At 63.2% G+C, this 26,004-nt stretch carries 23 protein-coding genes and 1 pseudogene; 9 read left to right on the forward strand and 15 right to left on the reverse strand.

The window, feature by feature from the left end:
* Nucleotides 1–27: 27 nt before the first annotated feature.
* The gene (locus IEX16_RS01160) at nt 28–1,284 is read right to left on the reverse strand and encodes a Y-family DNA polymerase (protein ID WP_268236577.1); all 1,257 of its coding nucleotides are present in this window, start codon (nt 1,282–1,284) and stop codon (nt 28–30) included.
* A 129-nt stretch (nt 1,285–1,413) separates the two neighbouring features.
* On the opposite strand from IEX16_RS01160, the gene IEX16_RS01165 reads away from it, so the two are divergent.
* On the forward strand, nt 1,414–2,235 hold the full coding sequence (locus tag IEX16_RS01165) for an alpha/beta fold hydrolase (RefSeq protein ID WP_188705756.1): 822 nt from the start codon (nt 1,414–1,416) through the stop codon (nt 2,233–2,235).
* 195 nt (nt 2,236–2,430) lie between these two features.
* On the opposite strand, the gene IEX16_RS01170 is transcribed toward IEX16_RS01165, so the two are convergent.
* The 6 genes from IEX16_RS01170 to argH form a co-directional block, all read right to left on the reverse strand.
* A complete protein-coding gene (locus tag IEX16_RS01170; protein WP_188705759.1) occupies nt 2,431–4,359 on the reverse strand; it encodes a chorismate-binding protein in 1,929 nt (642 codons plus the stop codon).
* Between the two features lie 29 nt (nt 4,360–4,388).
* Entirely contained in the window at nt 4,389–5,393 is a 1,005-nt protein-coding gene (locus IEX16_RS01175; RefSeq protein WP_229676101.1) for a Bug family tripartite tricarboxylate transporter substrate binding protein, read from the reverse strand.
* A complete protein-coding gene (locus IEX16_RS01180; protein WP_188705761.1) occupies nt 5,390–5,767 on the reverse strand; it encodes a chorismate mutase in 378 nt (125 codons plus the stop codon). The genes IEX16_RS01175 and IEX16_RS01180 overlap by 4 nt, the downstream gene beginning before the upstream one ends.
* Nucleotides 5,768–5,856: 89 nt before the next feature.
* Complete coding sequence (locus IEX16_RS01185; RefSeq protein ID WP_188705763.1) at nt 5,857–7,011, reverse strand: alpha-hydroxy acid oxidase; 1,155 nt, start codon at nt 7,009–7,011, stop codon at nt 5,857–5,859.
* Between the two features lie 55 nt (nt 7,012–7,066).
* Nucleotides 7,067–7,366 carry a hypothetical protein gene (locus IEX16_RS01190; protein ID WP_188705765.1) on the reverse strand — a complete coding sequence of 100 codons (300 nt, stop codon included), beginning with the start codon at nt 7,364–7,366 and terminating at the stop codon, nt 7,067–7,069.
* Between the two features lie 164 nt (nt 7,367–7,530).
* Nucleotides 7,531–8,940: an argininosuccinate lyase gene (gene argH, locus IEX16_RS01195; RefSeq protein WP_188705767.1), complete on the reverse strand. Its 1,410-nt coding sequence runs from the start codon at nt 8,938–8,940 to the stop codon at nt 7,531–7,533.
* A 277-nt stretch (nt 8,941–9,217) separates the two neighbouring features.
* Between argH and IEX16_RS01200 the strand changes: the two genes are divergently transcribed.
* The 8 genes and pseudogenes from IEX16_RS01200 to IEX16_RS01235 all read left to right on the forward strand — a co-directional run bounded on the left by IEX16_RS01200 (nt 9,218) and on the right by IEX16_RS01235 (nt 15,345).
* Entirely contained in the window at nt 9,218–10,237 is a 1,020-nt protein-coding gene (locus tag IEX16_RS01200) for a sensor histidine kinase (protein WP_229676130.1), read from the forward strand.
* Complete coding sequence (locus IEX16_RS01205; RefSeq protein ID WP_188705771.1) at nt 10,234–10,977, forward strand: LytR/AlgR family response regulator transcription factor; 744 nt, start codon at nt 10,234–10,236, stop codon at nt 10,975–10,977. The genes IEX16_RS01200 and IEX16_RS01205 overlap by 4 nt, the downstream gene beginning before the upstream one ends.
* A gap of 153 nt (nt 10,978–11,130) precedes the next feature.
* Nucleotides 11,131–12,300 carry an AI-2E family transporter gene (locus tag IEX16_RS01210; protein ID WP_229676102.1) on the forward strand — a complete coding sequence of 390 codons (1,170 nt, stop codon included), beginning with the start codon at nt 11,131–11,133 and terminating at the stop codon, nt 12,298–12,300.
* 123 nt (nt 12,301–12,423) lie between these two features.
* The gene (locus IEX16_RS01215) at nt 12,424–12,774 is read left to right on the forward strand and encodes a hypothetical protein (protein ID WP_188705774.1); all 351 of its coding nucleotides are present in this window, start codon (nt 12,424–12,426) and stop codon (nt 12,772–12,774) included.
* A 90-nt stretch (nt 12,775–12,864) separates the two neighbouring features.
* Nucleotides 12,865–13,620 (forward strand): TerC family protein, encoded by a 756-nt coding sequence (locus tag IEX16_RS01220; protein WP_188705776.1) that lies wholly within the window; start codon nt 12,865–12,867, stop codon nt 13,618–13,620.
* Nucleotides 13,621–13,697: 77 nt separating this feature from the next.
* The gene (locus IEX16_RS01225) at nt 13,698–14,393 is read left to right on the forward strand and encodes a Bax inhibitor-1/YccA family protein (protein WP_188706249.1); all 696 of its coding nucleotides are present in this window, start codon (nt 13,698–13,700) and stop codon (nt 14,391–14,393) included.
* 97 nt (nt 14,394–14,490) lie between these two features.
* Nucleotides 14,491–14,847: pseudogene (locus tag IEX16_RS01230) on the forward strand (CNNM domain-containing protein); the annotation flags it as partial.
* 186 nt (nt 14,848–15,033) lie between these two features.
* Complete coding sequence (locus tag IEX16_RS01235) at nt 15,034–15,345, forward strand: hypothetical protein (RefSeq protein WP_188705778.1); 312 nt, start codon at nt 15,034–15,036, stop codon at nt 15,343–15,345.
* A gap of 108 nt (nt 15,346–15,453) precedes the next feature.
* Here the strand turns inward: IEX16_RS01235 and IEX16_RS01240 are convergent, their stop codons facing one another.
* From IEX16_RS01240 to IEX16_RS01275, 8 genes are all read right to left on the reverse strand, one after another.
* Nucleotides 15,454–16,509, reverse strand: coding sequence for a DMT family transporter (locus IEX16_RS01240; protein ID WP_188705779.1), 1,056 nt, complete (start codon nt 16,507–16,509; stop codon nt 15,454–15,456).
* Nucleotides 16,510–16,516: 7 nt separating this feature from the next.
* Entirely contained in the window at nt 16,517–16,909 is a 393-nt protein-coding gene (locus IEX16_RS01245) for a hypothetical protein (RefSeq protein WP_188705781.1), read from the reverse strand.
* A 78-nt stretch (nt 16,910–16,987) separates the two neighbouring features.
* Entirely contained in the window at nt 16,988–20,134 is a 3,147-nt protein-coding gene (locus IEX16_RS01250) for an efflux RND transporter permease subunit (protein ID WP_188705783.1), read from the reverse strand.
* 12 nt (nt 20,135–20,146) lie between these two features.
* Nucleotides 20,147–21,316 (reverse strand): efflux RND transporter periplasmic adaptor subunit, encoded by a 1,170-nt coding sequence (locus tag IEX16_RS01255; RefSeq protein ID WP_373288254.1) that lies wholly within the window; start codon nt 21,314–21,316, stop codon nt 20,147–20,149.
* Complete coding sequence (locus IEX16_RS01260) at nt 21,313–21,918, reverse strand: hypothetical protein (RefSeq protein ID WP_229676103.1); 606 nt, start codon at nt 21,916–21,918, stop codon at nt 21,313–21,315. Before IEX16_RS01260 ends, IEX16_RS01255 begins: the two co-directional genes overlap by 4 nt.
* On the reverse strand, nt 21,915–23,177 hold the full coding sequence (locus IEX16_RS01265) for a TolC family protein (protein ID WP_229676104.1): 1,263 nt from the start codon (nt 23,175–23,177) through the stop codon (nt 21,915–21,917). The genes IEX16_RS01260 and IEX16_RS01265 overlap by 4 nt, the downstream gene beginning before the upstream one ends.
* A 743-nt stretch (nt 23,178–23,920) precedes the next feature.
* Nucleotides 23,921–25,300, reverse strand: a complete 1,380-nt coding sequence (locus tag IEX16_RS01270; protein ID WP_188705785.1) for a histidine kinase dimerization/phospho-acceptor domain-containing protein — start codon at nt 25,298–25,300, stop codon at nt 23,921–23,923.
* Entirely contained in the window at nt 25,297–25,980 is a 684-nt protein-coding gene (locus IEX16_RS01275) for a response regulator transcription factor (RefSeq protein WP_188705786.1), read from the reverse strand. Before IEX16_RS01275 ends, IEX16_RS01270 begins: the two co-directional genes overlap by 4 nt.
* Nucleotides 25,981–26,004 lie beyond the last annotated feature (24 nt).

The raw sequence follows: 26,004 nt of genomic DNA on the forward strand, positions 1-26,004 counted from the left end.
ACAGTCCGCGCCGTCTCCTGGCTGGCCTCAGAAAAGCTGGTCGTTTGCTATAAATTCAGGAGCGATCTGCACACGTTGGGCATGGGCTAGAAGCAGATTTGGTTCAACAACCGGGGCGTCGCCGGCTTTCGCCAGTGTTGCGGCCCGCACGCCCAGCAGGCGCAGGCGCTGGCTCAAAGGAACCCGCTTCAGGCACAGGCCGGCAATTTTGCGAATGGTTTTGGCATCGGAGGTATAAAACTCCGCGGTTTGATCCCGCGTGGCGATTCTGAAGTCGTCATACCGCAGCTTGATGCCTATGGTTTTGGCGACGTAGCCCTTACGCTGCAAGTCGTCGGCCAGGCGGGTGCACAGGTCGGTGAAGATCGCGCCAAGTGCAACCTTGTCACGCACCGCATGCAGGTCGCGCTCGAAGGTGGTCTCGCGGCTCATGCTGACCGGTTCGCTCTCGGTCACCACCGGGCTGTCATCGCGGCCCCAGGCCACAGCGTGCATCCAGGCGCCGGTGGCCTTGCCGAAGTTGTCGACCAGCCAGCCCGCGTCCTGCGCGGCGAGTTCACCAATGGTGTGGATGTGCAGCTTCGCGAGTTTTTCGCCGGCCTTGGGGCCGATGCCGTTGATCTTTCGCACGTTGAGCGGCCAGACTTTGTCCTGCAGGTCGGCCTCATGAACAATCGAGATGCCGTTGGGCTTGTTGAACTCGCTGGCCATCTTGGCCAGCAGCCGGTTCGGCGCGACGCCGATGGAGCAGGTCAGGCCGGTGGCTTCAAAAATCGCTTTCTGGATCAGCCGCGCCAGCACGCGCCCGCTCTCGCGCTGGCCGCCGGGCACGTCGGTGAAGTCGATGTAGACCTCGTCCACACCGCGGTCCTGCATCTGCGGTGCAATCTCGGTGATGGTGCTTTTGAACAGCCGCGAGTATTTGCGCACCTCGTCAAAGTCCACCGGCAGCACGATGGCCTGCGGGCAGAGTTTGGCCGCTTTCATCATGCCCATGGCCGACCCCACGCCGAACTGCCGCGCGGCATAGGTGGCGGTGGTGATGACGCCACGGCCCACATAGTCCTTGAGAAGCGGAAATTCGGCCACCGGGATGAAGCGCAGCGCGCGTTCGGCGTCGGCGCGTATCGCTTCGTCCACCTTGCGCCGTCCGCCGCCTATGACCACCGGCAGGCCTTTGAGCTGCGGATAACGCAGCAGCTCGATGGACGCAAAAAAAGCGTCCATGTCGAGGTGGGCAATGCGGCGCAGTTTGCCGGCGGACGGCGGCGGGAGGTCTGTCACCCGGCAAGCATAGCGCCGCACGCGGCGTAGGCTTGCGCTGACGCATTTCTTTCCCGCTTGCCCACAGTGGCGCGATACGCCAACAGGAAAACTCGAATCTTTCACCCTGACCATGAAGGCGTTTCCACCATGAATTTCATCACCACCCCTGACCAGACCAGGCTTTATTTCAAGGACTGGGGCACCGGCCGACCTGTCATCCTGTTGCATGGCTGGCCGCTGTCTTCGGACAGCTGGGACGACCAGGCCATGGCCATCGCCGATGCAGGTTATCGTGTGATTTCTTATGACCGGCGTGGCTTTGGCCGCTCCTCGCAGCCATGGACCGGTTATGACTACGACACCCTGGCCGACGATCTGGCGGCAGTGATTGAGCAGACCGGCGCGCAAGACGCGGTGCTGGTTGGCTTCTCGATGGGCGGTGGCGAGGTGGCGCGTTACATGTCGCGCCATGGCGGCAAATCGGTGTCCCAAGCCATTTTGGTGTCCTCGGTCTTGCCCTACATGCTCAAGACGGCGGACAACCCCGATGGCACCGATCAGGCGGTGTTCGACAAGATGGCGCAAGGCATGAAGGAGGATCGCGCCAAATTTTTCGCAGCTTTCTACAAGGATTTTTTTGGTGTGGGCATGGTGTCGCACCCGGTCAGTGACGAGGTGCTGGACTGGGCCTGTAGCGTGTCCATGCAGGCCGGCCTGAAAGCAACGCTGGCATGCGCTGATTCATTTTCCAGCACCGATTTCCGGGGCGATTTGCCGGCTTTCAATGTGCCGACGCTGATCATTCACGGGACCGGCGACAAAATCGTGCCTATCGATGCCTCGGCCCGAGCCGCCTCCCGCGGTATCGCGCAGTCCACGCTGATTGAATACGATGGCGCGCCGCATGGCTTGCAGGCCAGCCACAAAGAGCAACTGACCCGGGACCTGCTGGCGTTCATGCGCAAGTAAGGAAAGCGCTGAAGCAGTCCCTGGTGGTGCGTGATCACCCGGCGTGGAGCGCTGTGCAGCTCCGGATTTCTTGCCCAAGGCCTGTTCTTGGCTGCAACATCCGCCTTGCGCCTTCCGGTCCTCTTGCCGTGTTGTGCAAGGGCCTGTTCAGCGCATACCAGGTTCCAGCGGCTGCTCGCGAACGGCATGGGGTCTTCAGCCCTGAGAGCTGCGCGCCGACTCGCCGGCCGCAAATGCCAGCGCCGCGCTCAGCACCTGCAACGCCTTCGATTCCGACAGCAAGGAGTCGGGACGGAACAGCAAGCAGGCAGTTCTCCTGCCTGCATGGGCCAGTACCACCGGCTGGCCCTGGTCATCGTGTCCCCAGATTTGCCAGCCGGCGGGCAACCCGCTTCCCTGCAAGGCCAGGCTGACATAACGCGCAGCAGAAAACGGGCCAGTGTTGACCCATGGCGCATCTGCCGTGGTGTGGCACGAGATGACGCGACCGTGTTCGGGGCGGATAGCCTGCACCACAAACCCTGACTGACCGAGCAGGCGCAGGGCGGCGTCCCCGACAGCCACCAGTTGCTGTCGCGGGCTGGAAGGGCCAGGCGTTCCGACAAGCAAGGCGCAGGCAGCGTCGTCCCGGATGGCCAGGCCCAAGCCCAGCAGGCAGTCGCGCATGGACTGACCGAAAGGATCGTCCGCAGCCATCAGCCGGACGGCCTCTGGCACGGCAATCTCGTTTGTTGCCGCTGATGCGGTGGCGGCTGCTTCCATGCCAAAGGCACGCCACAGCGAACCTGCCTTGAGCCGCGACTCCTGCTCCTCGCGCTCGGGCGAAGAGTCGGCCATCAGGTCGCCGCCGGTCCGGACCTCTGCCACGCCCTGGCTGAGCGCCGCCGCGCGCAAAATGGTGCCCGCCAGCGCATCGCCGTTGGAGGCAACTTGAACCAGCAGCCCGCCGTACCAGCCGCGCGGGCTGGCTTCAAGCTGCTTGATGGCCTGCAGCGCCTGCTTGCGCGGCGTACCGGTCACCATCACCGGCGCGGCCGTGGCGGCAATGGCGTCCCAGGCATCGACGCCTTCGCGCAGTTTTCCTTCCAGGCGGTCCACCGCATGCACCACCGTGGCCAGCGACATCGGGTGGCGCCGGTTCAGGAGTTGCAGCGAGCCGGGAACGCACAGCGGTGCCAGATCGTTGCGTAGCGCGTCGGTGCAGACCGCAAGCGAAGCGGCGTCTACCTCTTCGTTGAGCAATTCGCGCAGCGACTCGGCTTCGCCGGTGGCACCGGGCCGACGCGCCACCGTGCCGCACACCGGCAGGCTTTGCACCGTGCCCGAGGCAATGATCAATTGGAGGTCGGGTGAGGCACCGAACAGGCGCAGCCCGCTGCCGTCATTGACAAAAAAACTGACGGGCGCCGGGTTGGCCGCGCGCAGCCGTTCAAAGGCCTGAATCGCCGGCATCTGCACGCGGCGGCGGTAACTCTGGCTCAGTGTCAGGGACACCAGTGCGCTGCCTTCCAGGCAAGTCAGCGCGCGCCGCACCATGTCGGCATAGGCGCCGGGGGGATGGTCGTCCTGCGGTTCCGACATGGCGGATGAGGGCATGGACTCAGGCAGGGGCTGCTGCGATGCGGTCTGCGTGGGTGCAGCATCGAGACGCAAACGCAGGGCCTGCCACAAACCGGACGCATCGCGCCTGAACAATTGTTCGCCGAAAAAAAGAACGCCCAGCGCATCAGCGTGGTAGCCACCCGTTGCTAGGTGATGCGCCGCAAAGGGCAGCGCCCCCAGCAGCAACACGTCGGGCGAAGGCGCGAAGCAGGCCATGAAACAGCGCAACGCGGTGAGGGTGGAGGCGCCGGGCCCGCGTGTCAGTCCGGCGTGCCAGCGTGCAAGTGCGGGCAGAGTCAGCAGACGGTGGCCGAAGTCGGTGTGCACCTGTACCTCCAGCCCGTCGCCGTAAAGATGCAGGGCCAGCGCGGGGCCGCTCAGCAGCGTGGCCTGCAGCGGGTGCAGGCCGTGGATGCCGGCGTCCACGCCGAAGTAAATGCCGGGCTGTTGCTCCAGCAGCGCCAGCGCCTCGCCAACCTGGGACGCGGTGGCTGCACTGCGCTCGATGCGCAGGGCGATCATGTCCGCCTCGCCCGGCGATCATTCGATGTTCATTCAATCGAAATGCCGGTGCGCTTGATGATGGGAGTCATCACGCGCAGTTCCTGCTGCATGAAGCGCTGCAGGTCCTGCTCGGAACCGCCTATGGGTTCCATGTACTGGGCATGCAGCTTTTCCTTGACATCGGGCATGGCCAGCACCGCGTTGATCTCAATGTTCATGCGCTGCACGATGTCGTTGGGCGTGGTCGCCGGCGCCATGATGGCCATCCAGGCGAGGTTTTCAATTTCGGGCAGGCCGGCTTCTTTCATGGTCGGGATGTCGGGTGTGAGCTGGCTGCGTTTGGCCGTGGACACAGCCAGCGTGCGCATCTTGCCGGCCTTGACCTGCGGGATCACCGCCACCGCCGGCACACAGGCAAACTGCACGTCGCCTTGCAGGATGGCCAGAATGGCCAGCGGCGAAGAGGCATAGGGGATATGCACCGCAAAGGTGTCGGTCTTGACCTTGAGCAGCTCCACACCGAGTTGCGACAGGCTGCCCACGCCGGTGGACGAAAAGTTGAATTTGCCGGGCTCCTTTTTCATCGCAGCGACCAGCTCCTTGAGCGTGGTAATGCCGGAATCCGAGCGCACCGCGCAGATATTGGCCTGGCCACCGGCCAGCACCACCGGGCGCAGCTCGGTGAACGGGTCATAGGGCAACTTTTTATACAGCACGGTGTTGTAGACCAGCGGGCCGTTGGTGCTGATGACAAAGGTGTAGCCGTCGCCGGCGGCCTTGGCGACCATGCCGGTGCCGTTGTTGCCGCCGCCACCGGCGCGGTTTTCAATGACGACCGGCTGGCCCAGGCGTGGGGAAAGTTTTTCGGCCACGATGCGTGCGATCACGTCGGGTGACGAGCCCGCGCCGTAAGGCACGATGATGCGCACGGGTTTGTTCGGCCAGGGCTGCTGTGCCATGGCACCGGCAGTGGCCAGCGCGACGGTGGCCGCCACGGCGCAACGTGCCAGCAGACGGGTGAGGGGGAAACGGGGGGCGGTGAGGATGTTCATGGCGCGATCAATTCGGTGGCATGGAAAAAATCCCCTTCGCCGGCGATGTAGCCGGCGACCAGGGTGCGGTAGGCGGACTCAACGATGTCGGACAGACCGGGGAAGGCGACCTCATGCGGCGCGGCCAGGGCGCGCACGCGTGCAAACACCTGGGCCTGGCGCGCCGGCGCGGCCACCTGAAAGCTGTCGCGCTTGAAGCGGGTGGCATCGCGCACACACAGCGCCCGGTCGGCCAGCAGCGCGACGATCTGCTCGTCCAGCGTGTCGATGCGCTGGCGCAATCCGGCCAGGGTTGGTGCGACCTCGACATAAGCGGGGTCCTTGAAGCGGCGCACCGGTGGGGTATCGACAGGGGGTTCCTGGGGGGAAGTCATGAAAAAAGCGCCTCGACAATCAATAAGCAAGCTTATTTCTTTGGAGGACATCTGTCATCGGGCATTCCCCAGCCCGAAACCCGGCCGGATCAGGTCGGAAAAGTGCCCGGCAGCAAAATACTTCTGTCCACCGTCTCGATGTTGGTGTGGCCGCAAAAGGCCATCGTCAAATCCAGTTCACGGTGGATGATCTGCAGCGCCTTGGTTACGCCGTCTTCTCCCATGGCACCCAAGCCGTAGAGGAAAGAGCGGCCGATATACGTGCCTTTGGCGCCCAGCGCGCGCGCCTTGAGCACGTCCTGGCCGCTGCGGATGCCGCCGTCCATGTGCACCTCAATGCGCTGGCCGACCGCCTCGACGATGGCCGGCAAGGCGCGGATCGAGGACTCGGCACCGTCTAGCTGGCGGCCGCCGTGGTTGGAGACGATCAACGCGTCAGCACCCGAATCGACGGCCAGCCTGGCGTCTTCAGTATCCTGAATGCCTTTGAGGATCAACTTGCCGCCCCAGCGTTTCTTGATCCATTCGACATCGCCCCAGTTCAGGCCGGGGTCGAACTGCTTGGCGGTCCACTCCGACAGCGACCCCATGTTTTCGATACCGTCAACGTGGCCGAAGATGTTGCCGAAGTTGCGGCGCGGCGTCCCCAGCATGCCCAGGCACCAGCGCGGCTTCGTCATCAGGTTGAGGATGTTGGCCACTGTCAGTCTGGGCGGTGCTGACAGGCCGTTCTTGAGGTCCTTGTGGCGCTGGCCTAGGATTTGCAGGTCCAGCGTGAGCACCAGTGCCGAGCAATTGGCGGCCTTGGCGCGGTCAATCAGGCGCTCGATGAATCCGCGGTCTTTCATCACATACAGCTGGAACCAGAACGGGTGGCGGTCGGTCGCCTGCGCAATATCCTCGATCGAGCAGATGCTCATGGTCGAAAGCGTGAATGGAATGCCGAATTTTTTCGCCGCGAGCGCGCCAAGAATCTCGCCGTCGGCATGCTGCATGCCGGTCAGTCCGGTGGGCGCAATCGCCACCGGCATGGCCACCCTCTGGCCGATCATCTGCGTGGCGGTACTGCGATTTTCCATATTGACCGCCACACGCTGACGCAGCTTGATGGCCTGGAAGTCGCTGCTGTTGGCGCGGTAGGTGCTTTCAGTCCATGAGCCCGAGTCTGCGTAGTCGTAAAACATGCGCGGCACGCGCTTTTTGGCGAGAACGCGCAGGTCTTCGATGGTGGTGATCACGGGCATGGGGTCTCCTGGTTATCCCCCGCATGGTAGCGGGCTGCGCGTTTGGCGACGTGAATTACGCCGGCACCGGGATGAAATTATTTTGATGCGCCGGTGCTTGTCCCTGCTGTGCGAAAAAAAGCGGGCTGCGCGCCAACGATTCGCCGGTGACAGAGGGTTTGACCACATGGTCGCCGGCGCTGGCGTTCACCCCCGGCAATGCGGTCGCTGACTGCATCACGCGCGCGGCGCAACACCGGCTTGGGTTGCGCCGCGCGCGCAAGGCTGGCGAGACACCGAGCCCGTCACGCTGTGCCTGGCCCAGCTTTAACTGCAGCAGATTGCACTGCTCGCTGCGCAATGCAGTTTCGGCCATGGCACCGCCTTGCGCACCCGGTCTACGGCACGGTCCGCGGATTGCAGCACCGGCTCGCCGATCAGGGTGTCGTCTTCAGCCCGCAATAGGCGCATTGTGCGACCTCACAGCCAGCCAGTATGCGTCCGGCCTGCTTGTGCCAGGCTTGACGCCGCTGCGACTGATCAGCCCAGCCGCGCCCGGTGCCGCGCGATCTGCGCCCGCACTTGTGCCGGTGCCGTGCCGCCCAGGGTGTTGCGTGCGTTCAGCGAGCCGCGCAGGCTCAGCACGTCGTACACGTCTTTCTCGATCTTCGGGTTGAACTGCTGCAGCACGGCCAGTGGCAGCTCTGACAGGTCAACGCCGTGTGAAATGGCGGCCTTCACCGCATGGGCCACGGCCTCATGGGCGTCGCGGAAAGGTAGACCCTTCTTGACCATGTAGTCGGCCAGGTCGGTCGCGGTGGCATACCCCTTGAGCGCGGCGCGCTCCATCGCTTCGGGCTTGACGGTGATACCGCCCACCATCTCGGCAAAAATGCGCAGGGTGTCTTTCAGGGTGTCCACTGTGTCGAAAAGCGGCTCCTTGTCTTCCTGGTTGTCCTTGTTGTAAGCCAGCGGCTGGCCCTTCATCAGCGTGATCAGGCCCATCAGGTGGCCGACCACGCGGCCGGTTTTGCCGCGCGCCAATTCGGGCACGTCGGGGTTTTTCTTCTGCGGCATGATGGACGAACCGGTGCAGAAACGGTCCGCGAGGTCGATGAAACCGAAGCTCTGGCTCATCCACAAAATCAGTTCTTCGCTCATGCGGCTGATATGCACCATGGCCAGCGACGCGGCGGCGGTGAATTCAATCGCGAAGTCGCGGTCGCTGACCGCATCCAGGCTGTTCTGGCAAACCTGCGGCAGGCCCTTGTCGTCGACCATGCCCAGGGTTGTGGCGACACGTTCGCGATCCAGCGGGTAGCTGGTGCCGGCCAGTGCGGCGGCGCCCAGCGGCAAACGGTTCACGCGTTTGCGCACATCCTGCAGGCGCTCGGCGTCGCGCGCGAACATCTCGACATAAGCCAGCATGTGGTGACCAAAACTGACAGGTTGCGCCACCTGCAGGTGCGTGAAGCCGGGCAGGATCACTTCGATATTCTTTTCGGCGATATCGACCAGCGCCTTCTGCAGGTCGGTCAGCAGCGCATCTATCAGGTCGATCTCGCCGCGCAGCCACAGGCGCACGTCGGTGGCGACCTGGTCGTTCCTGGAGCGGCCGGTGTGCAGGCGTTTGCCGGCGTCGCCGACCAGTTGGGTCAGACGCGCTTCGATGTTCAGGTGCACGTCTTCCAGATCCAGCTTCCATTCAAAGGCGCCGGTCTCAATGTCCTTGCTGATCTGGGCCAGCCCCTGCTGAATGGCCGCATGATCGGCGGCCCCCAGGATTTTTTGCGCCGCCAGCATCTCCGCGTGGGCCAGCGAGCCGGCGATGTCGGCTTGCCACAGGCGTTTGTCAAAAAATACGCTGGCGGTGTAACGCTTGACCAGATCGCTCATGGGTTCGGAGAACAGGGCGGACCAGGCTTCAGATTTTTTGTCGAGTTGACTCACGTCGGGCTTTCTTTGGGCTGCCCCTGGCCGTCAGGGGTGCGCGTGCGGCTGGAAAGGGCGCCAGGAGGCGTTGGTTTGAGGGAAAGTACGGGGTGGGCGCCGGTTTTAAGGCTGCTGCTGGTGCAATACTAGACCCTAGATTTTATCTGTGCGCCCGTCCGCCTGGAAAGCCGGCCTTCGGGCAGTACAAATTGTTCCGAACGACCTGAACAGGAGCCTTCCGGCAGCCCGCTTCATGAGCCTCAAGACCGACCTGTCCTCCTTTGGCGAGTCCACCATGCTGGGCGGCCTCAGCCAGCCCGGCGACGAGCCTGTCCGCCTGCCGGCCCGCGTCATCGTGTTCGACGCCTGCAATGTCGGCGTGGTGCTGCGTGCCGTGCTGTTTGCCGAGGCGGTGGTGGGCGTCGGCGCCATGTTCAGCGCTGGCCACTTCGTGGACTGGCTGTTGCGCTTTTCGCTGCTGACCGGTGGTGTCTTGCCGGCCACGCTGGCCTGGCTGATTGTGGCCTGCCTGCTCAAGCGCTACCTCGCGCGTCTGGGCACGCCGCTCCAGTGGGCCGCCGGCATCACCATGGGCGCACTGGCAGGGCTGTACGGCTGCGGCCTGCTGACCATGCTGGGCATGCTGGCGCCCGCGCCCTGGGCCGCCAGCGCGGCTGCCGGGGCGTTGCTGTCGTCGGTGCTGGTTGCCGGGCTGGTCTGGCGCGCCAAGGCCCGCACGCCGGCAGCCACTGCGGCGCGGTTGGCCGAACTGCAGTCACGCATCCGGCCGCACTTCCTGTTCAACACGCTTAACAGCGCCATCGCACTGGTGCGGGCCGAACCGGCCAAGGCCGAGTCGGTGCTGGAAGACCTGAGTGAGCTGTTTCGCCACGCGCTGGCCGACGCCACCGAGTCCGTCACGCTGGGGCAAGAGATTGAGCTGGCGCAGCGCTACCTGGCGATCGAGCAAATCCGTTTTGGTGAGCGCCTGCAGGTGCAGTGGAACCTGGACCCTGAAGCGGACCTCGCCAAACTGCCACCGCTGTTGCTGCAGCCGCTGGTGGAAAACGCGGTGCGCCACGGCGTGGAGCCCAGCGCCGTTGGCGCGCAGGTGAAAATATCGACGGTGCGGCGCGGCAGCATGGTGGTGATCAAGGTCACAAATTCAACGCCGGCCGGTGTAGGCGAGCGCGGCCACGGGCTGGCGCTGGCCAATGTGCGGGAGCGCCTGGCGCTGCTGCACGATGTGCAGGCGCAATTCAAGACCGTGTTCCGGGACGGCATGTTTCAGGTGAGGCTGGAGATTCCCCTATGACCACAACCCTCAGGGCATTGATCGTGGACGATGAGGCATTGGCGCGCTCGCGTCTGCGCACCTTGTTGGGCGACTGCACGGCCCCGGCTGCCAGTGTTGTCGCCGAGGCCGCGCACGCGGTGCAGGCCATGGACGCGTTGCGCCGCGAGGTGTTTGACGTGGTGTTGCTCGACATCCGCATGCCCGGTGCCGACGGCATCACGCTGGCCCAGACCATTGCCCAGCTACCGCAGCCGCCGGCTGTGGTGTTTGTCACGGCGCATTCCGAACACGCGGTGCAGGCTTTCGAGATCGAAGCCGCGGACTACCTGACCAAACCTGTGCGGCTTGAACGCTTGCAGCAGGCGCTACAAAAAGTAGAGCGGCTCGCGCAGTCTGGTAAAGGGCTACAGGCCGATTTGACGGAAGAATGTCTGATCATCCAGGACCGCGGCCGGACCGAACGGGTGCCGCTGGCCGAAGTGCTTTACCTCAAGGCCGAGCTCAAATACATCACGGTGCGGACAGCCGCCAAAAGCTACATCCTCGACGGCAGTCTCAACGAGCTGGAGGAGCGTTACCCCCAGTTCATGCGCATCCACCGCAATGCGCTGGTGGCGCGGCGTGCCGTGCGCGCACTGGAAAAACACTTCGACCCGGAGGAAGGAGAAGGCTGGGCGGTGCGGCTCAATGGCATCGACGAGTTACTGGCGGTGTCGCGGCGCCAGCTCAGCGCGGTGCGAGAAGCCATTGCGGGTTGACGGTGGGCCGGGCTGCCTGACCCGGCGCCAGGCGGGACGGCAGCCGGTAAGGTACCGCGCAGGCGTCCTACACCTGTCCCGGTCTGCCTCTGTTGAAATACGAACACAACGATGAATGCGCTGCAGCTCAGCGGGACCGACGAGGAGACCACCGTGAATGACAACCATCAACCCGACACAGCGCCCGATACGCCCCAGGTGACGACTTTTCCGGAACCGGAACGCCTCCTGCTGCATATGCCGGTGGACATCCGCAATGCGTCGCTGATGGTGCTGGCGGGGATGGGCCTGCTGTTCGTGTTGCACTGGGCCAAGGCGGTGTTTATTCCGATCATGCTGAGCATTCTTTTCAGCTACGCCTTTTCACCGCTGGTCAACTGGATGGCGCACCGCCGCGTGCCACGCTGGCTGGGTTCGGCCATCGTGCTGCTGTCCATCCTCGGCGCCCTTGGCAGCACGGCGTATGCGCTGAGCGACGAGGCGTCTGCTATGGTCGAGTCGCTGCCGGTGGCCGCGCAGAAATTCCGCAACGCCATGAAACGCAGCAGCGGCAATTCCACCAGCACGCTGGACACTGTGCAGAAGGCAGCCACCCAGATCGAGCAGGCCGCCCAGGAAGGCGCAGCCTCCGGCGGCACACGCGGCGCGATGCGTGTGGTGATCGAGAAGTCAAACTTCAACGTCAAGGATTACCTGTGGACCGGCACCATCGGCCTGATCGCGCTGATCGGCCAGGCCACCGTGGTGATCTTTCTGACCTATTTCCTGATGCTGTCGGGCGACACCTTCCGCCGCAAGATGCTCAAGCTGGCCGGGCCCAACCTCAGCAGCAAGAAGATCACGCTGCATGCCCTGCATGAAATCACCGAACAAATCCAGCGTTACTTACAGGTGCAGTTGCTGACCAGTGCACTGGTCGGCGTGATGACATGGCTGGCTCTGTGGGCCATCGGACTGGACAACGCGCCAGTCTGGGGTATTGCGGCAGGCGTGCTGAATCTGGTGCCTTATGTGGGCTCCCTGATCACGGCGGCGGCCTCGGCGCTGGTAGGTTTTCTGCAGTTCGGCTCGCTCAACATGGCGATGCTGGTGGGCGGCGCCTCTTTGGTCATCCACACCATCGTCGGCAACATCGTCACGCCCTGGTTGACCAGCCGCGCCAGCCGCCTCAGCCCGGTGGCGGTGTTCGTGGCGCTGCTGGCCTGGGGCTGGCTCTGGGGGGTGTGGGGCCTGCTGCTGGGCATCCCGATCATGATGATGGTCAAGTCGGTGTGTGACCGGGTGGATGATTTAAAGCCGGTCGGCGAATTTCTGGGGTCGTGAAGGTGGACCTCACGCTCCGCACCAGTTTTTTTCTGGGGCAGCCCTGGCCGAAAACATGACCATGTTCGTTCAAATGCAATGACTGAAATGGCCGCTCCATTTCAAAGTTACACTTGCTGAATCATGTGTCGCCTGTTTGTCCTGTTCGTTTGCGCATACTTTTTGATGTCCAGCGGTCAGAACGTTTCCCTTCGCACGCTGAGTGCGGTGCAAACCGAGGGCGGCAATTCCCAAGTCGCCGTTGCATCCTCGCTGGCCGATACAGGTTGGGGTGATGATACCGATCCTCACGGCGCTGATCCCCTGCTCGCGGAGGTGCCGCCCGAAGTGCCCGAATTGTCGGGAACTCCGGCGCTGACGCCGCCTGCCGACACCACGGCGGCGGTGTACGACGTGCGTGATCTTGCGGGTCCCCCGTGGCTGTTTCTTGACGGACCGCTTCATCCCCCACGCCTATCCGTCGTTCTCCTGTGAACGCCGACGCGGGCTTTCCGCGTCTTCATCCCCGTTTCCCATCTAGCGCGATTTTGCGCTCGCGGCAATCCTGCTGATAGACACACACCTATGGACCTCCTTCTCGACCCCAATATCTGGATAGCCTTTGCGATGCTCACTGCCCTTGAGATCGTGCTGGGCATCGACAACATCATCTTTATCTCGATTCTGGTTGGCCGCTTGCCGCCAGAGATGCGCGACAAGGCGCGGCGCCTCGGCCTCGGCTTTGCGATGCTGTCCCGTTTGGCGTTGCTGTTCGCCCTGAGTTGGGTGATAGGCCTGACAGCCGACCTTTTCAGTTTTGCCGGGCAAGGCATCAGCGGTCGCGACCTGGTGTTGCTGTTGGGTGGGTTGTTTTTGCTCTACAAGGCCACGCACGAAATTTTTCTGGAAGTCGAAGCGCGTGAACAGCCTCACGCCCCCGTTGCTGATGCGGCGGCGATCAAGGCAGCGGGTGCGAAACTGTTTTGGGCCGTGATCGCACAAATCGCAGTGATCGACATTGTTTTCTCTCTTGACTCGGTGATCACCGCCGTGGGCATGGTCGACGAGATCAGCGTGATGGTGGCCGCCGTTGTCACCTCCGTAGGTGTAATGCTTGTGGCAGCCAAGCCGATCGGCGAGTTTGTGGATCGTCATCCGTCTGTCAAAGTCCTTGCGCTTGCCTTTCTCGTCATGATCGGCATGGCACTGACGGCAGAAGCATTTGATCAGGCTGTCCCCAAGGGCTACATCTACGCGGCCATGGCGTTTTCGCTGGTGGTGGAAGCACTGAATATCCGCGCGCGCAGCAAGCGACGGGCTGCGGAAACGGGGCAGCCGTGAACCGCCGCCCTGAACCAGACCACCCCGGTACCTGGGTCACCCCGCCGACATCCACTTTTGCCGCCCAATCCAGCGAGATGAATCAAAACCTCCACAACTTTCCCGCCGGCTCGGTTGACCAAGCCGTGTTTGTCGAACGCAACCGGGTGTTGCGCAACACATACTGGCTGCTTGCCGTGTCGATGGTTCCTACCGTGCTGGGCGCCTGGGTCGGCCTGGCCTCTGGCGTGGCCAACGCCTTGTCGCCGGGCATCGGTTTGATGGTGTTCCTGGTGGGGGCCTTCGGCTTTATGTTTGCCATCGAAAAAACCAAGAACTCGGCGGCCGGGGTGCCCGTGCTGCTGGCGTTCACGTTTTTCATGGGAGTCATGTTGTCACGCCTGGTCGGCATCGTGTTGGGGCTGTCAAATGGCGCAAGCCTGATCATGACGGCCTTCGCGGGAACCGGCGCCATCTTCCTTGGCATGGCGTCGCTGTCGTCCATCATCAAGCGCGACCTCAGCGCGATGGGCAAGTTCCTGTTCATCGGGGCGATCATGCTGATGGTGGTTGGCATCGCCAACTTCTTTATTCAATCCAGCGCCCTGATGATCACGCTGTCGGTGATGGCAATCGGCATTTTTTCGGCCTTCATCCTCTACGACCTGAAACGCGTGCAGGACGGGCATGAGACCAACTACATCACCGCTACGCTGGGCGTTTATCTCAGCATCTACAACATTTTTCAGTCGATTCTGGCCTTGCTTGGCATCGCCGGATCCCGCGACGAGTGAACGCGCTTCGTTTTCCCAAGACCCGACGGCCTTGCACGCCTGCCCATCCCAAACTCGCTAAACAGGATTTGACAATCCGTCCGAATCCCCTACGGAAATCGCCATACTCTTTTCGCTGATTCTGCTGATTGGCCTTTCGCCATGTCCGAGATCGCTCTCGTCACGGCGCGCGAGGCCCGCCTGCAAAAATTGGTAAACGATGGCGACACTTCCGTTGCGGCGGCCGTCAAGATCGGCGAGGACCCCACGTGCGTACCTTCCACAATCCAGATCGGCATCACCTCCATCGGCGTGCTGAACGGCATTGTTGGCGAAGCGGCGCTCGTAGCGCCGCTGGCCTTGTGGCTGACATCGCTCGGGGTTGCACCGACCTACAGTGCTTACGGTGCGACCGCTGGTGGTGCTGGTGATTACCTACTTTTCAATTGTTGTGGATGAATTGGTTCCCAAGCGGGATTGGCCAGTCGCATTGACTGTCACGGCGCCCGTGCTTGATGCTGGAAAGTGGGCCGAGGCCGTCCAGATGCGGTCCTTGTTGATGCGCTTGCAGCGTAGCTGCGACACCACAGCCAGCTCCTGAACAAGCACGGTGAATTTGCCGTAGCTCACCGTTTTTTTTGCATTTCGCCGGCACGGCCCCGTGCCCCTGCCCGTGCAGTTCTGGCGCGGCATGTTGTTGATCGGCAGTAGCGCCAATCTCGCTGTGGGCTTTGTGGTCCTGATGCTGATCGCCCAAGGGGTGTCGCTGGACTTGGCGGTTGCGATGCATTTTCTGTTTTTGCCATACAACCTGTTCCTGGCCATGGCAGTGTGGCGCTCGCTCCAGGGAACCATGGTCACGACGTCGGTCGCTGAGCTCTGGCTGGTATTTTCACGCTGGTTTGAGGCTCAGTGTCGGCCCTCACACGCACAGGCTGCTATGTTCATAGTCAAAACTGTCCTTGGCCCATGAACGGCGGTCGTATTCAGCTATTATTTTGATAGTGACGCGTGACCTGCTGGGTGTTACCGGTCGTTGCCGCATGCGTAACGATGATCTTTCCGCTTGTCGTGAACCCGGTCAATGCTCATGGCGATGATGAGCATCAGGCACATGCGGGTGTGCATGCTTGCTCGGCTCATGTAAATGTCGGTGGCTGTGGGATCCAGCCGGCATGTCGGGGTGGGAGTGATCGTGATGCCCGTCGTCGTGCCGGTGGGCATGTTCATGTTCAAGTGGTTCATGGACGTGTTCATGCCCGTGTGATTCAGCCAGATGCAGGGTTACTCCGAGCACCATCAGCACGCCGGCCAGTGCCATGACCCAGCTTCCACTTCGATCGCCCAGCGCGATCGCCAGGCCCGCACCGATGAAGGGCGCGAAAGCGAAGACAGAGCCGGTGCGCGACGCACCGAAAGCCCGCTGCGCCAGCAAATAAAAGCGCAGGCTCAGACCGTAACCGCTTGCGCCTATGGCAACCAGCGCGAGTGAAGCGTTGAGCGGGGGCAGCGGGTCGCCAAACAGTACGGCCAGCATGCCTGTGGCGCTCGCTCCGAGCAATGCCTTTCCCAAAATGACTTGCCCCGGATCACGTTCTGCCAAGGCACGGGACAGTGCATTGTCGGCACCCCAGGCGGCGGTCGCCAGCAGCACCGCCAGCATGCCCAGAAGCTGGTTGCGTCCCGCACTGCCCAAGTCCAGCACCAGCGTGATGCCGCCCGCCAGCAACAGAAACATGGCTGCCCAGACCCGGCGGTCCGCCGTCTCGCCGTAGAGGTAACGCGCCAGAAGTACGGTAAAAAAAGCTTCGAGCGTGAGCATCAGCGAGGCGCCGGTCCCGCTTGTATGCTGCAGGCCCCACGCCAGCGCAACCGGCCCGATCACTGCACCCAGAAATGCCATCGACAAAAGTCTTGGCAAATCGCCGCGCTCCAGCCTTGCTTCGTGGGTTGCGCGTTGGCGGGACAGCAAGCCAGCGGCAGCTGCACCGGCATAAAGCAAGGCGGCGGTCGTCAGCGCGCCCAGACCCTCACCGAAGCGCTGAATCAGCGGAGTGCTGACACCAAACAGCACGGCAGCCAGCAAGGCCAGCAGTCCGCCGCGCAAAGCCGGTAGCGAGAGATGAGCTCGACGCATAGGCGGATTATTTGACAGTGAATCGCACGGTAACGGGTTTTTTGCCCATGTTCAACACAGCCACCACCTTGGCACCTTTGTTCAGTTTGATACCTTTGGCTTCGAGCTTGTGGCCACCGGCAGGCTTGAGTTCGGCCTCGGACTTCTGGGTGCCGTTGAGCACGGTCAGTTTGCCACGTATGCCAGCGGTGTCCATCGGATTGTCATGGTCCTTCAGATAAAGAGAGGCACCGCCTGGCGCGGCCACCAGTTCAAACGACAGGTCGGCTGCGCTCTGGACCACACCGCCATATTGCGGAGCGGCGGTGCCGTGGGCCATGGCGTTGCCGGCGCTCAGGGCTGAGACGCCGACAAACAAGGCAGCGGCGAGAGTCTTGATCAGGATTTTTTGAATGGTCATCTAAATTCCTTTATTGAGAATATGGCGCGCTTGAGGGGCGGCGCCAGAAGGCCTTGAAAACTGTTCGCAAGGTGTCAATCAATACGACTCCTGCGCAGCACCTGACGTTCGGCCGGTGTCCGGATCCGCGGCAAGAAGACGCTGGGTGGCGTGCTCACCGAACAAGCCAAACATAACGGGGGTGAGCAGAGTGTCCAGCAGCGTTGAGCTGATCAGCCCGCCGAAAATCACGACCGCCACCGGATGGAGGATTTCCTTGCCGGGCGCATCAGCTGCAAATAGCAGCGGTGTCAAGGCAAAGGCCGCCACAAGTGCTGTCATCAGAACCGGCGTGAGCCGCTCCAGAGACCCCCTTACGATCATCGCTTGTCCAAACACCTCGCCTTCAAACTTGCACAGGTTGATGTAGTGGCTGACTTTTAAAATGCCATTGCGCGTGGCGATCCCCGCCAGGGTGATGAAGCCCACCATCGACGCCACCGACAGGCTGACACCCGCGATCCACATCGCCGCCACACTGCCGATCAAGGCCAATGGGATGTTGATCATGATGATCCCGGCAAGTACCGCCGAGGTGTAGCGCGCGTAAAGAACCAGGAAGACCATCATGAGCGACAACAGCGACAGGCCGATGATCAGGCGCATCGCCTGCTCCTGGGCCTGAAACTGGCCTTCCAGACTGACAAAGGTCCCGGCGGGCAGGGGCGTTTTGGCCATCGCCGCGCGGATGTCCCCTATCACCCGCCCCATGTCCGAGCCGTCGGTGTTGGCATAAACAACAATACGCCTGCGCCCGTTCTCGCGGCCGATCTGGTTCGGCCCATCGGTTTCCTCCACGGTGGCGATAGCCGACAGCGGCAGCCGTCCTGCGGGGGTGTCGATCAGTGTGCGTGCCAGGTCCTGCGGGCCGCGGCGGTCATCGGGTAAACGCAGCACCAGATCGTAGCGGCGCGCACCGTCAACGATCTGGGCGCCATGTGCGCCGTCGGTGAGGGCCTGCAACACCCGTACCGCTTCACCCGGCGAGAGCCCGGCCTGGGCCACCTTGCGGTGATCCAGGCGCACGGTGATCTGGGGAATCAGCACCTGTTTCTCGACAGTCAAGTCCACCAGCCCATCGATGCCGGACAGCGCCTGGCGCATCTGCTCTCCAAGACCGCGCAGGGTGTCGGTGTCGTCGGCAAAGATTTTCAGGGCAATCTGGGCCCGCACCCCTGACAGCAGATGGTCCAGCCGGTGCGAAATCGGCTGACCGATGGCGACCTGGGCCGGCAACACTGCCAGGCGGTTTCTGATGTCGGCCATCACGGCTTCCCGGTCCCGGTCGGACCGCTTGAGGTCCACATCAATCTCCGCTGAATGAACGCCTTCCGCGTGTTCGTCCAGCTCCGCCCTACCGGTACGGCGCCCCACCTGGGTCACTTCCGGCACCTCGGCAACCAGGGTTTCAGCCAGCGCACCCATGCGATTGGCTTCCGCCAGCGCCGTGCCCGGGTTGAAAACCATGCCCAACACCAGCGAGCCTTCGTTGAACGCGGGAAGGAAGGCACGCGGGAAGAAGGGAACACTGGCCGCCGCGACGGCAACTGCCAGGGCGGCCACGGCCATCAGGGCTTTGGCTCGCGGAAAGGACCAGCTCAGCACCTTCTCATCCCAGCGCTTGAGCCGGCTGACCAGCGCGCTGTCGCCGTGGCCCAGCCGCTTCATGCGCGGCAGCAGGTAGTGGCACAGCACCGGCGTGACCGTCATGGAGACCAGCATTGACGCCAGGATGGAGACGATGTAGGCGATGCCCAGCGGCGAGAACAGGCGGCCTTCAATGCCGGGCAGGGCGAACAGAGGCACAAAAACCAGCACCACGATGGCCGTTGCGTAGACGATGCCGGAACGCACCTCGACACTGGCGCTGCGCACTACCTCCAGCGTGCTCAGCGGGCTGCCGGCGGCCAGGTTCTGCTTGAGACGCCGCAAGATGTTTTCGACGTCCACCACGGCGTCGTCCACCAGTTCCCCGATGGCAATGGCCAGCCCGCCCAGCGTCATCACGTTGATCGACTGGTCCAGCAGCTTGAACACCAGCGCCGTTACCGCCAGCGACAGCGGGATCGCCACCAGAGAGATCAGTGTGGTTCGCGCCGACAGCAGGAAGGCAAACAGCACAATCGCCACCATGATGGCGCCGTCGCGCAACGCCTCGGCCACGTTGCCGACGGAGGCCTCGATAAAGTCAGCCTGCCGAAACAGAACCGTGGGCGCAGCCAGGCCGGCAGGTAGACTTTGCTGGAGTCCGCTCAAGGCGGTTTCAATGGCACGCGTCAGTTGCACCGTGTCGGCCGCGGGTTGTTTCTGGACGCTGACGATGACCGCGGGTACCCCGTTGTAGCCGGCATCGCCGCGTTTCATGGCCGCTGCAAACCGAACCGTCGCGACCTGCTCCAGCAGGATGGGCCGGCCGTCTTTCCAGGCCACCGCCATGCCTTGCAGGTCTTCCACGCGGTTGGTCCGGCCAATGTGGCGTATCAGGAACTCCTTGCTGTTGAGGTCAATGAAGCCTCCGCCCGCGTTGCCGGAAAAACCGCGCAGGGCTTGCTCCATCTGAGACAGCGAAACGCCAAACTGCGCCATGCGTGCGGTATCCGGTTCCACGCGCAATTGCCTGACCTCGCCGCCGATGGGAATCACTTGAGCGACGCCGGGAATCGACAACAAGCGTGGACGCAACACGAAGTCCGCGAACTCCCGCGCCTGCATGGGTGTCGCGGCTGCAGCGCCACTGCTGCCCGCCGTCAGTGGCAGTGCGATCAACATCACCTCGCCCATGATCGAGGACACCGGCCCCATGACCGGCGTGATACCGGTCGGTAACTGTTCCCGCACCAATGCCAGACGCTCGGCAACGAGCTGGCGGTTGCGGTAGATGTCGGTGCCCCAATCAAACTCTGCATAGAGGATGGACAGTCCGGCGCCGGAAGTGGAGCGGACACGGGTGACACCCGGCATGCCGTTCATGGCCGTCTCCAGCGGAAAGGTCACCAGTTGTTCGACCTCCTCAGGCGCCATGCCTCCGGCCTCGGTGAGGACGGTCACCAGCGGTTTGTTGAGGTCGGGAAACACGTCGATGGCGGTGCGGCCAGCAGTGATGGCGCCATAGACCAGTAGCAACAAGGCTGCTGCGAGGACAAACAGGCGGTTGTGCAGGCTGTTTCTGACAATCCAGTTGAACATGCATGGCTCCGTTCAGCGGATCTGGGCGATCAGCGGCGCACCTTGCACCACCACGCGGTTGTCGGCCCCGAGGCCCTGAGTCACGATGACGGTGGTCGCATCCAAAGGCAGGAACTTCACCGGCTGCGCAATATAGCGTTCAGCGCCCGACTTGATCCAGACGACAGGTTCGTTCGAGCTGTTGCGGACAACCGCCTGTGCCGGAAGTACGAAGCCCTTGATTTTTTCGTTCAGCGAGGCGACCACTGTCACGGGTTGACCCACGGCGAGAGGCATGGCGGTGCCGGGCTTGTCAGGTGCGGCCCGAAAGGTCAGCGGAAGCACGCCGTCGCGAAGACTGCGCCCCGCACCCAGCAGTTGCAGCTTCACGCCGGCGAGGCCCTGCAGGCTGGCGACACCCAGACGGGCTGGCAGGGCGGGGTCGGCCGTCGTTGCCTCGACCAAAACGCGGGCCGGGTCAATCACTTCGAACAAGACGTCCCGGGCCTCCACGATCTGTCCGAGTACCGCGTCGGCCCGTGCAATCACACCGGACACTGGTGCGACCAGCGCTTCACGCGCTCCCAGGCTGGCAGCAATGCTTTTCTCGCGGGCCGTGAGGCTTTGCAGTTCGGCCTGTGCCGCTTCGATGTCCTTGCGTGGAACCGTCCCCTCCAGGGACTGCAGGCGCTGCACGCGCTTGGCCGCCAGGTCACGACTGCTCTGAAGTTCTGCCCGCAGCGCCTGCTGGTTGGCCAGGGCATAGGGCTCGGCATGGTGCTGAACATAAGCCAGCACCTCGCCTTTGCGGACCGCCTGGCCTGAGACCGGCAAGCCGCGCGGGCCGGCCTGGATGCTGCCGCCATGCACAGCCTGAACACGCCCGCCTGCATTCGGGTCCATCACCACCTTGCCCGACAGCTCAACGCTTGCTGCGGCTTCGGATTCAGCGGTGAGCTGGGTCCGTATGCCCATGCGGCGTTGCGCCAGCATCGGGACGTTGACGCTGCCGTCGGCCAAGCGGGCCAGGCCAGTAGTACTGCCAGTGGCAGGCGCGTCCAGGTGTTCGCCATTGGGTCCATGGGCGCCGGGGGCCGCCCAGGCGGCTGCGGCCGCAAACACGCCTGCCGCCAAGGCAAGCGCCTGAAGGGAACGGGCCGGCTTGGACCAAGTCGTCAAAAACCGTCTAGACATGGCGTTCATTGCACTGCTCCCATGCCCGGCTTACGCGAGCTTCTTGCCTTGCGGCGGTAATAGAATCCGAGCGCCATCAAAACGGCAAGCAACAGCACCAGCCAGAGCCAATACGACACCCCATTGTCATGGTCATCGGCTGGAACGGTGACATGCAAGGTGCCGTCAAGCAGATCAGCTTCAGCGCCGGCCAGGACAGTGATCACCAGCGGGTGGTCGCCGGGCAGCGACAAGGCCTTGAGCATCGCAGCGTCATCCACGGCGTAGTCACCCAGGTCGGCATGAAACTTTGCCTGCGCCTTGACCGCGCCGGACTCGATCTCGACTTTGGCGTTGAGTACCGGCTCATTCGTGGCAAAACGGTTGATTAGCATCGAGAACTCACCGCCCTGCAATCGGCCGACCACCTCGAACATGTCGGACTGTGCCTCGAACCGGGGCGCGGCATTGACGGCACCGCCCGAGGCAGCCGGCGCGTCAAGGTGTTCGCCGTTGGGACCATGGGCGCCTGGAGCGGCAAAGGCTGTGGCCCCGGCAAGCATCGCGGCACCCAGGGCAGCCGCAAGCCGTTTCCAGCCCATCGTCGGTATGTAGAAGAGGAAATGTTTCATGGAAGGATACCAAGGGTTTGTTGGAGCTGGGCGCGGGTCAGGCCAGCAGCGGTCTGTTGGCGAGCCAAGGCTGCTTCTGCCTGCGATGCAGCGTTGAGGGAGCGCAGCAACTCGGGCAGGGGGGTTTCGCCCGCCTTGAAGGAGCGGTCAATGAGGCTGGCGCGTTCACGAAGCAGCCCGGCGCGCGTGCGCTCGGCATCCAGTTGCTCTTGCGCCGATAAAACAGCGGCGCGCGCGACGACAGCTTCGGCAGTCAGGCGATCACGCAAGCGCTGGACAGCGGTTTGCGCAATGTCCAGTTCGCTCAGCGCGGTCGCTTGAAGGGGTTGGTTGCGGCCGTCCGTGCCAAAGGGAATACTCACGCCGATGCCCATGCTGTTTTGAGCGACTTCCGCGCGTCCGGGCGTATCTTGGCGCAGCCGGAAAATCACCTCTGGAGGCTCACGCCGTGAAACATTGACCACGTCCAGGCGCTTGCGGGCACGATCGACCGTCAGTTCGGCCAGACGCACATTGGGGTGTGACGACAGGTCAGGGCCGCTGGCCGACAGCGTTTCGGTCGCATCCGGGATGGCCTGCAGACCGGTCAGGACGACCCACTGAGACCGCAGGGCTTGAAGCCGTTCGCGGGCGGCGCTTTGAGCCGCTGTAGCCGACAGCAGCTCGGCCTTGGCTGCCAGGGCGTCCGCATGCGCCAGGTCGCCGGCTTTGACGCGGCGTTCCACATCGTCCGCGACGCCCTTCAAATACTTCGCTTGTGTATCAGCCAGCCCGACTTCTGCGGTCTGGGCAGCCATTCGCCAGGAGGCTTCGCGAACCAGCCCGGCGAAGTGCAAGCGGCCGGCCTGTACAGCGGCCTGGCCCAGATCAAGCGCTGCATCAACGGCTGCGTTGCGTGCTGCGCGCTGTCCGGGCAGCCAGAGCGGCCAGGCCAGACCGACCTCGGATTCACGCCGTCCCTGGTTGGTCTGCCATCGGTCATTGCGGTGGGAGAGTTCCAGTGCGGGCGGCGCCGCCCAAAGACTGGAGGCGGCCAAGCGCTCAGCCTGCGCACGCAGAATCTGGCCGTCGGCTTCGCGTGCCTGTACGGCACGTTGCCAAGCCGATTCGGACGCCTGGGCAAGTGTGACGTTGCCCGCGCTGGTGACGCCAGGGGGGGCAGACGATGAAGGCTGGGCAAGCGCGGCGCTCAGCAGAACGCAACTGAGCACGCCTCCTGCGAGAACACCCGGCAAACGGCCTGAGAGGAAAAATTTCACGAGACTCCTGACGAATCAATGGCAACCGGTCCCGATACGAACGCAGAGGGTGCGTGTTCTTGCGGGCGGATGGGTCGCTCCGATGGACAACTCAGCGCTCGCGAAGAGCGCTAAGAGCGGCGGATGTCAGGCAAGCAGGCGTGGAGGTCGTCTGACTCCGTCCGGATACGCAGAGGGTCCGGAGAATTCTGAAGCGGCGCGTGGAGGTGGGGCGCGTTCCGGGGAAAACGATGCAAGGGGCGCTGCCAATAGAACGGCAGCGGCACCGAGCACCATGTCGGCAAGGATGTGCTGGACGGACTCGTCGGAGTTGTCCTGGTGCGTGGCACCTTGCGCATCATGATGATGTGCGACGCCGTCCCAGTGCATCGAGGTGTGTTCTGCGTCTTTGGTATCGCCATGCGCAAGTGCTGACCCCTCAACGCTAGCAGCGAAGGCCTGAGCGAAGACAAACAGCAGAAGGAGGATTGCTACGAACCGGCGCATGGATGAAATTAAGATTGAACTGCGAAGCAAAAAAATTATACGGGTAGTCCATCACTTTGAGTTGCGAAATTGGTCAATGCCCTGGCTTTGTAATGGAGCCATCGTGTGTGTCGAAATGTTCGATCATTAAGCTGGGGTCTCTTACGCTGACTTGCATGATCGCTGCTCATTACCTATGCGGGAATGCATTGTTTTGCGTGATCAGTAAGTAAAAGAGCTCTGCAGCCCATGTCTGGCGAGCCTGGGTGGCTATCGATTTAATAGTGAACTCCGATCGATGAGGTGCTTGGGGCCAGTGCCGATGACTCGCGAAAGACTACGCGGTAGCAGCGGTTGAAACCGGCAGGCGGGGGCGCTTCTTCAAATCCGGCGCCGTGGATCGCCGCAATTTTTTCCACCACGCGGTGGCCCGAACCCAGACCCAGCGAATGATGGCGCCGCATGTTTAGTGCGGGCCTGTCTGCCTCCTGGACGGCCGTGTCACAAACCTGCAGCCAGCGTGCCTGCGGGTCGAGTTGCACCTCGACGCTGGTGCCGGCCGGCGTGTGACTCAGTGCGTTTTCGATCAGGTTGCGCAGCACCAGGCCCAGCAGTACCGGATGTCCGGGTATGACGAACGGGCCGGGGCTGGTCAGCGCCAGCTCATGGCCGCTGTCCAGCGCGGCCTGGCCGAACTCGGCGATCTCGGTGCGGGCAATCACGTCCAGATCCACGCTTTGCATGGTTTCGACCAGCTCGGTGCGGCTGGCACGGGCCAGTGCCAGCAGGTTGGACAGTACCTGACCGGCCCGCAAGGCATCATGTTCGAGCTGGACCAGCAAGGCGTCATGCGCGGCGCCCGGGGTGGCCTCACGCAGGGCATGGGCCTGCAGCGTCAATGAGGCCAGCGGCGTGCGCAACTCATGCGCCAGTTCGCTGGCCAGCTCCCGCTCATGGGATACCGCCGTCTGGTAACGCGCTGCCAGTGTGTTGATCGAGTTGACAACCGCCGTGAACTCGCGCTGCAGATGCGGGTTGCGCAGTGGCGTGGGTTGGTGGATGTCCAGCGCGTCCACATCTCGCGCCAGCGCGTACAGAGGACGCAGCCCGCGGCGTATCGCCAGCCCCAGCATCAGCGCGACCACCGGCAGCAGCCAGAAGCCGGGCTCGGCGACTTGCTCGGCAATGTCCCTTGCCAGGTCATCACGTTCACTGATGCTCAGCAACACGGTCACCTTTTTCTGCCGCGCCGGTCCGTCCCAGCGGGAGAAGGCGCGCCATGCAACAGCGGGGGTGCCCAGTTGCAGGGTTTCAAAACCTTCCTGCACGTTGATGAACCCGAATTCCGGCGCTTCGCCGGTGCGCTGCAGCACTTGGCCTGCGCCATTCCATACCACCACACTCATGGAGCGCTGATAATCATGGCTCTTCAGGCTGGACAGACCGGGCAGGCTGGCCGCATCGCCGCGCGCGCCCACCGGTCCGGGGTTTTGCGCCAGTTGCAGCAGGGCCACGCTGGCCAGATGACCGTCGGTCAGTTCATCGGCCTCATGGATGCCCGTTTGGTAGCCCAACACCACAAAGCCGCCCCAGACCACCAGCAGCGCGCCCATGGCCCAGGCCATCAGGCTCAGCGTCAGCGAGCGTTGCAGCTTCATGCCTTGTCCTCCGAAACAAAATAACCGACGCCACGCAGAGTGCGGATGACCCCTTCGCCGAGTTTTCTGCGCAGGTGGTGCACGTGGACCTCTACCGCGTTGCTGTCAAGGGCGTTGTCCCAGCTATACAAACGTGCCTCGATTTGCGGGCGTGACAACACCCGCGGACGCACTTCAACGAGAGCCAGCAGCACGCCGAACTCGCGCGCCGACAGCTCCACCGGCTGTCCGTGCTGCCGCACGCTGCGGTTCGCGGGGTCAATTTCAAGCGCACCGACCTTGAGCAGCGCTTGTGCCCGGCCGACCGAGCGTCGGCGCAGGGCGCGCATGCGCGCGGCCAACTCGTCCGGGTCAAAGGGCTTCGTCACATAGTCGTCGGCGCCCATGTCCAGGCATTCAATGCGCGCGGCGACCTGATCGCGCGCTGTCATGACCAGTACCGGCGTGGCCGCGTCCGGCAACCGGCCCACCGGCGCCTGGCGCAGGCGCCGCAGCACCTCAGCGCCGTCGCCGTCGCCAAGCCCCAGGTCAAGCAGCACCAGATCGAAAGGCTCGACACGCAGCGCGGTCCAGGCGGTCTCGACGCCGTTCGTCATGTCCACCGCCCAACCAAGCTGCCTCAAGTGGGCCTGCAGCCCGGTGGCAATGCCTTCATCATCTTCAATAACCAGTACACGCATGCGGCATTGTGCGCGACAGCGCTT

The organism is Polaromonas eurypsychrophila (genome assembly GCF_014641715.1).
GTDB classification, from domain to species: domain Bacteria; phylum Pseudomonadota; class Gammaproteobacteria; order Burkholderiales; family Burkholderiaceae_C; genus Polaromonas; species Polaromonas eurypsychrophila.

Bases quoted from the DNA above. Each gene is read 5' to 3' on its own strand.
- IEX16_RS01165 (WP_188705756.1), top strand. From the start codon at position 1,414: ATGAATTTCATCACCACCCCTGACCAGACCAGGCTTTATTTCAAGGAC.
- IEX16_RS01170 (WP_188705759.1), bottom strand. From the start codon at position 4,359: ATGATCGCCCTGCGCATCGAGCGCAGTGCAGCCACCGCGTCCCAGGTT.
- IEX16_RS01175 (WP_229676101.1), bottom strand. From the start codon at position 5,393: ATGAACATCCTCACCGCCCCCCGTTTCCCCCTCACCCGTCTGCTGGCA.
- IEX16_RS01180 (WP_188705761.1), bottom strand. From the start codon at position 5,767: ATGACTTCCCCCCAGGAACCCCCTGTCGATACCCCACCGGTGCGCCGC.
- IEX16_RS01185 (WP_188705763.1), bottom strand. From the start codon at position 7,011: ATGCCCGTGATCACCACCATCGAAGACCTGCGCGTTCTCGCCAAAAAG.
- IEX16_RS01190 (WP_188705765.1), bottom strand. From the start codon at position 7,366: ATGGCCGAAACTGCATTGCGCAGCGAGCAGTGCAATCTGCTGCAGTTA.
- IEX16_RS01200 (WP_229676130.1), top strand. From the start codon at position 9,218: ATGCTGGGCGGCCTCAGCCAGCCCGGCGACGAGCCTGTCCGCCTGCCG.
- IEX16_RS01205 (WP_188705771.1), top strand. From the start codon at position 10,234: ATGACCACAACCCTCAGGGCATTGATCGTGGACGATGAGGCATTGGCG.
- IEX16_RS01215 (WP_188705774.1), top strand. From the start codon at position 12,424: ATGTGTCGCCTGTTTGTCCTGTTCGTTTGCGCATACTTTTTGATGTCC.
- IEX16_RS01220 (WP_188705776.1), top strand. From the start codon at position 12,865: ATGGACCTCCTTCTCGACCCCAATATCTGGATAGCCTTTGCGATGCTC.
- IEX16_RS01225 (WP_188706249.1), top strand. From the start codon at position 13,698: ATGAATCAAAACCTCCACAACTTTCCCGCCGGCTCGGTTGACCAAGCC.
- IEX16_RS01240 (WP_188705779.1), bottom strand. From the start codon at position 16,509: ATGCGTCGAGCTCATCTCTCGCTACCGGCTTTGCGCGGCGGACTGCTG.
- IEX16_RS01245 (WP_188705781.1), bottom strand. From the start codon at position 16,909: ATGACCATTCAAAAAATCCTGATCAAGACTCTCGCCGCTGCCTTGTTT.
- IEX16_RS01250 (WP_188705783.1), bottom strand. From the start codon at position 20,134: ATGTTCAACTGGATTGTCAGAAACAGCCTGCACAACCGCCTGTTTGTC.
- IEX16_RS01255 (WP_373288254.1), bottom strand. From the start codon at position 21,316: ATGAACGCCATGTCTAGACGGTTTTTGACGACTTGGTCCAAGCCGGCC.
- IEX16_RS01260 (WP_229676103.1), bottom strand. From the start codon at position 21,918: ATGAAACATTTCCTCTTCTACATACCGACGATGGGCTGGAAACGGCTT.
- IEX16_RS01270 (WP_188705785.1), bottom strand. From the start codon at position 25,300: ATGAAGCTGCAACGCTCGCTGACGCTGAGCCTGATGGCCTGGGCCATG.
- IEX16_RS01275 (WP_188705786.1), bottom strand. From the start codon at position 25,980: ATGCGTGTACTGGTTATTGAAGATGATGAAGGCATTGCCACCGGGCTG.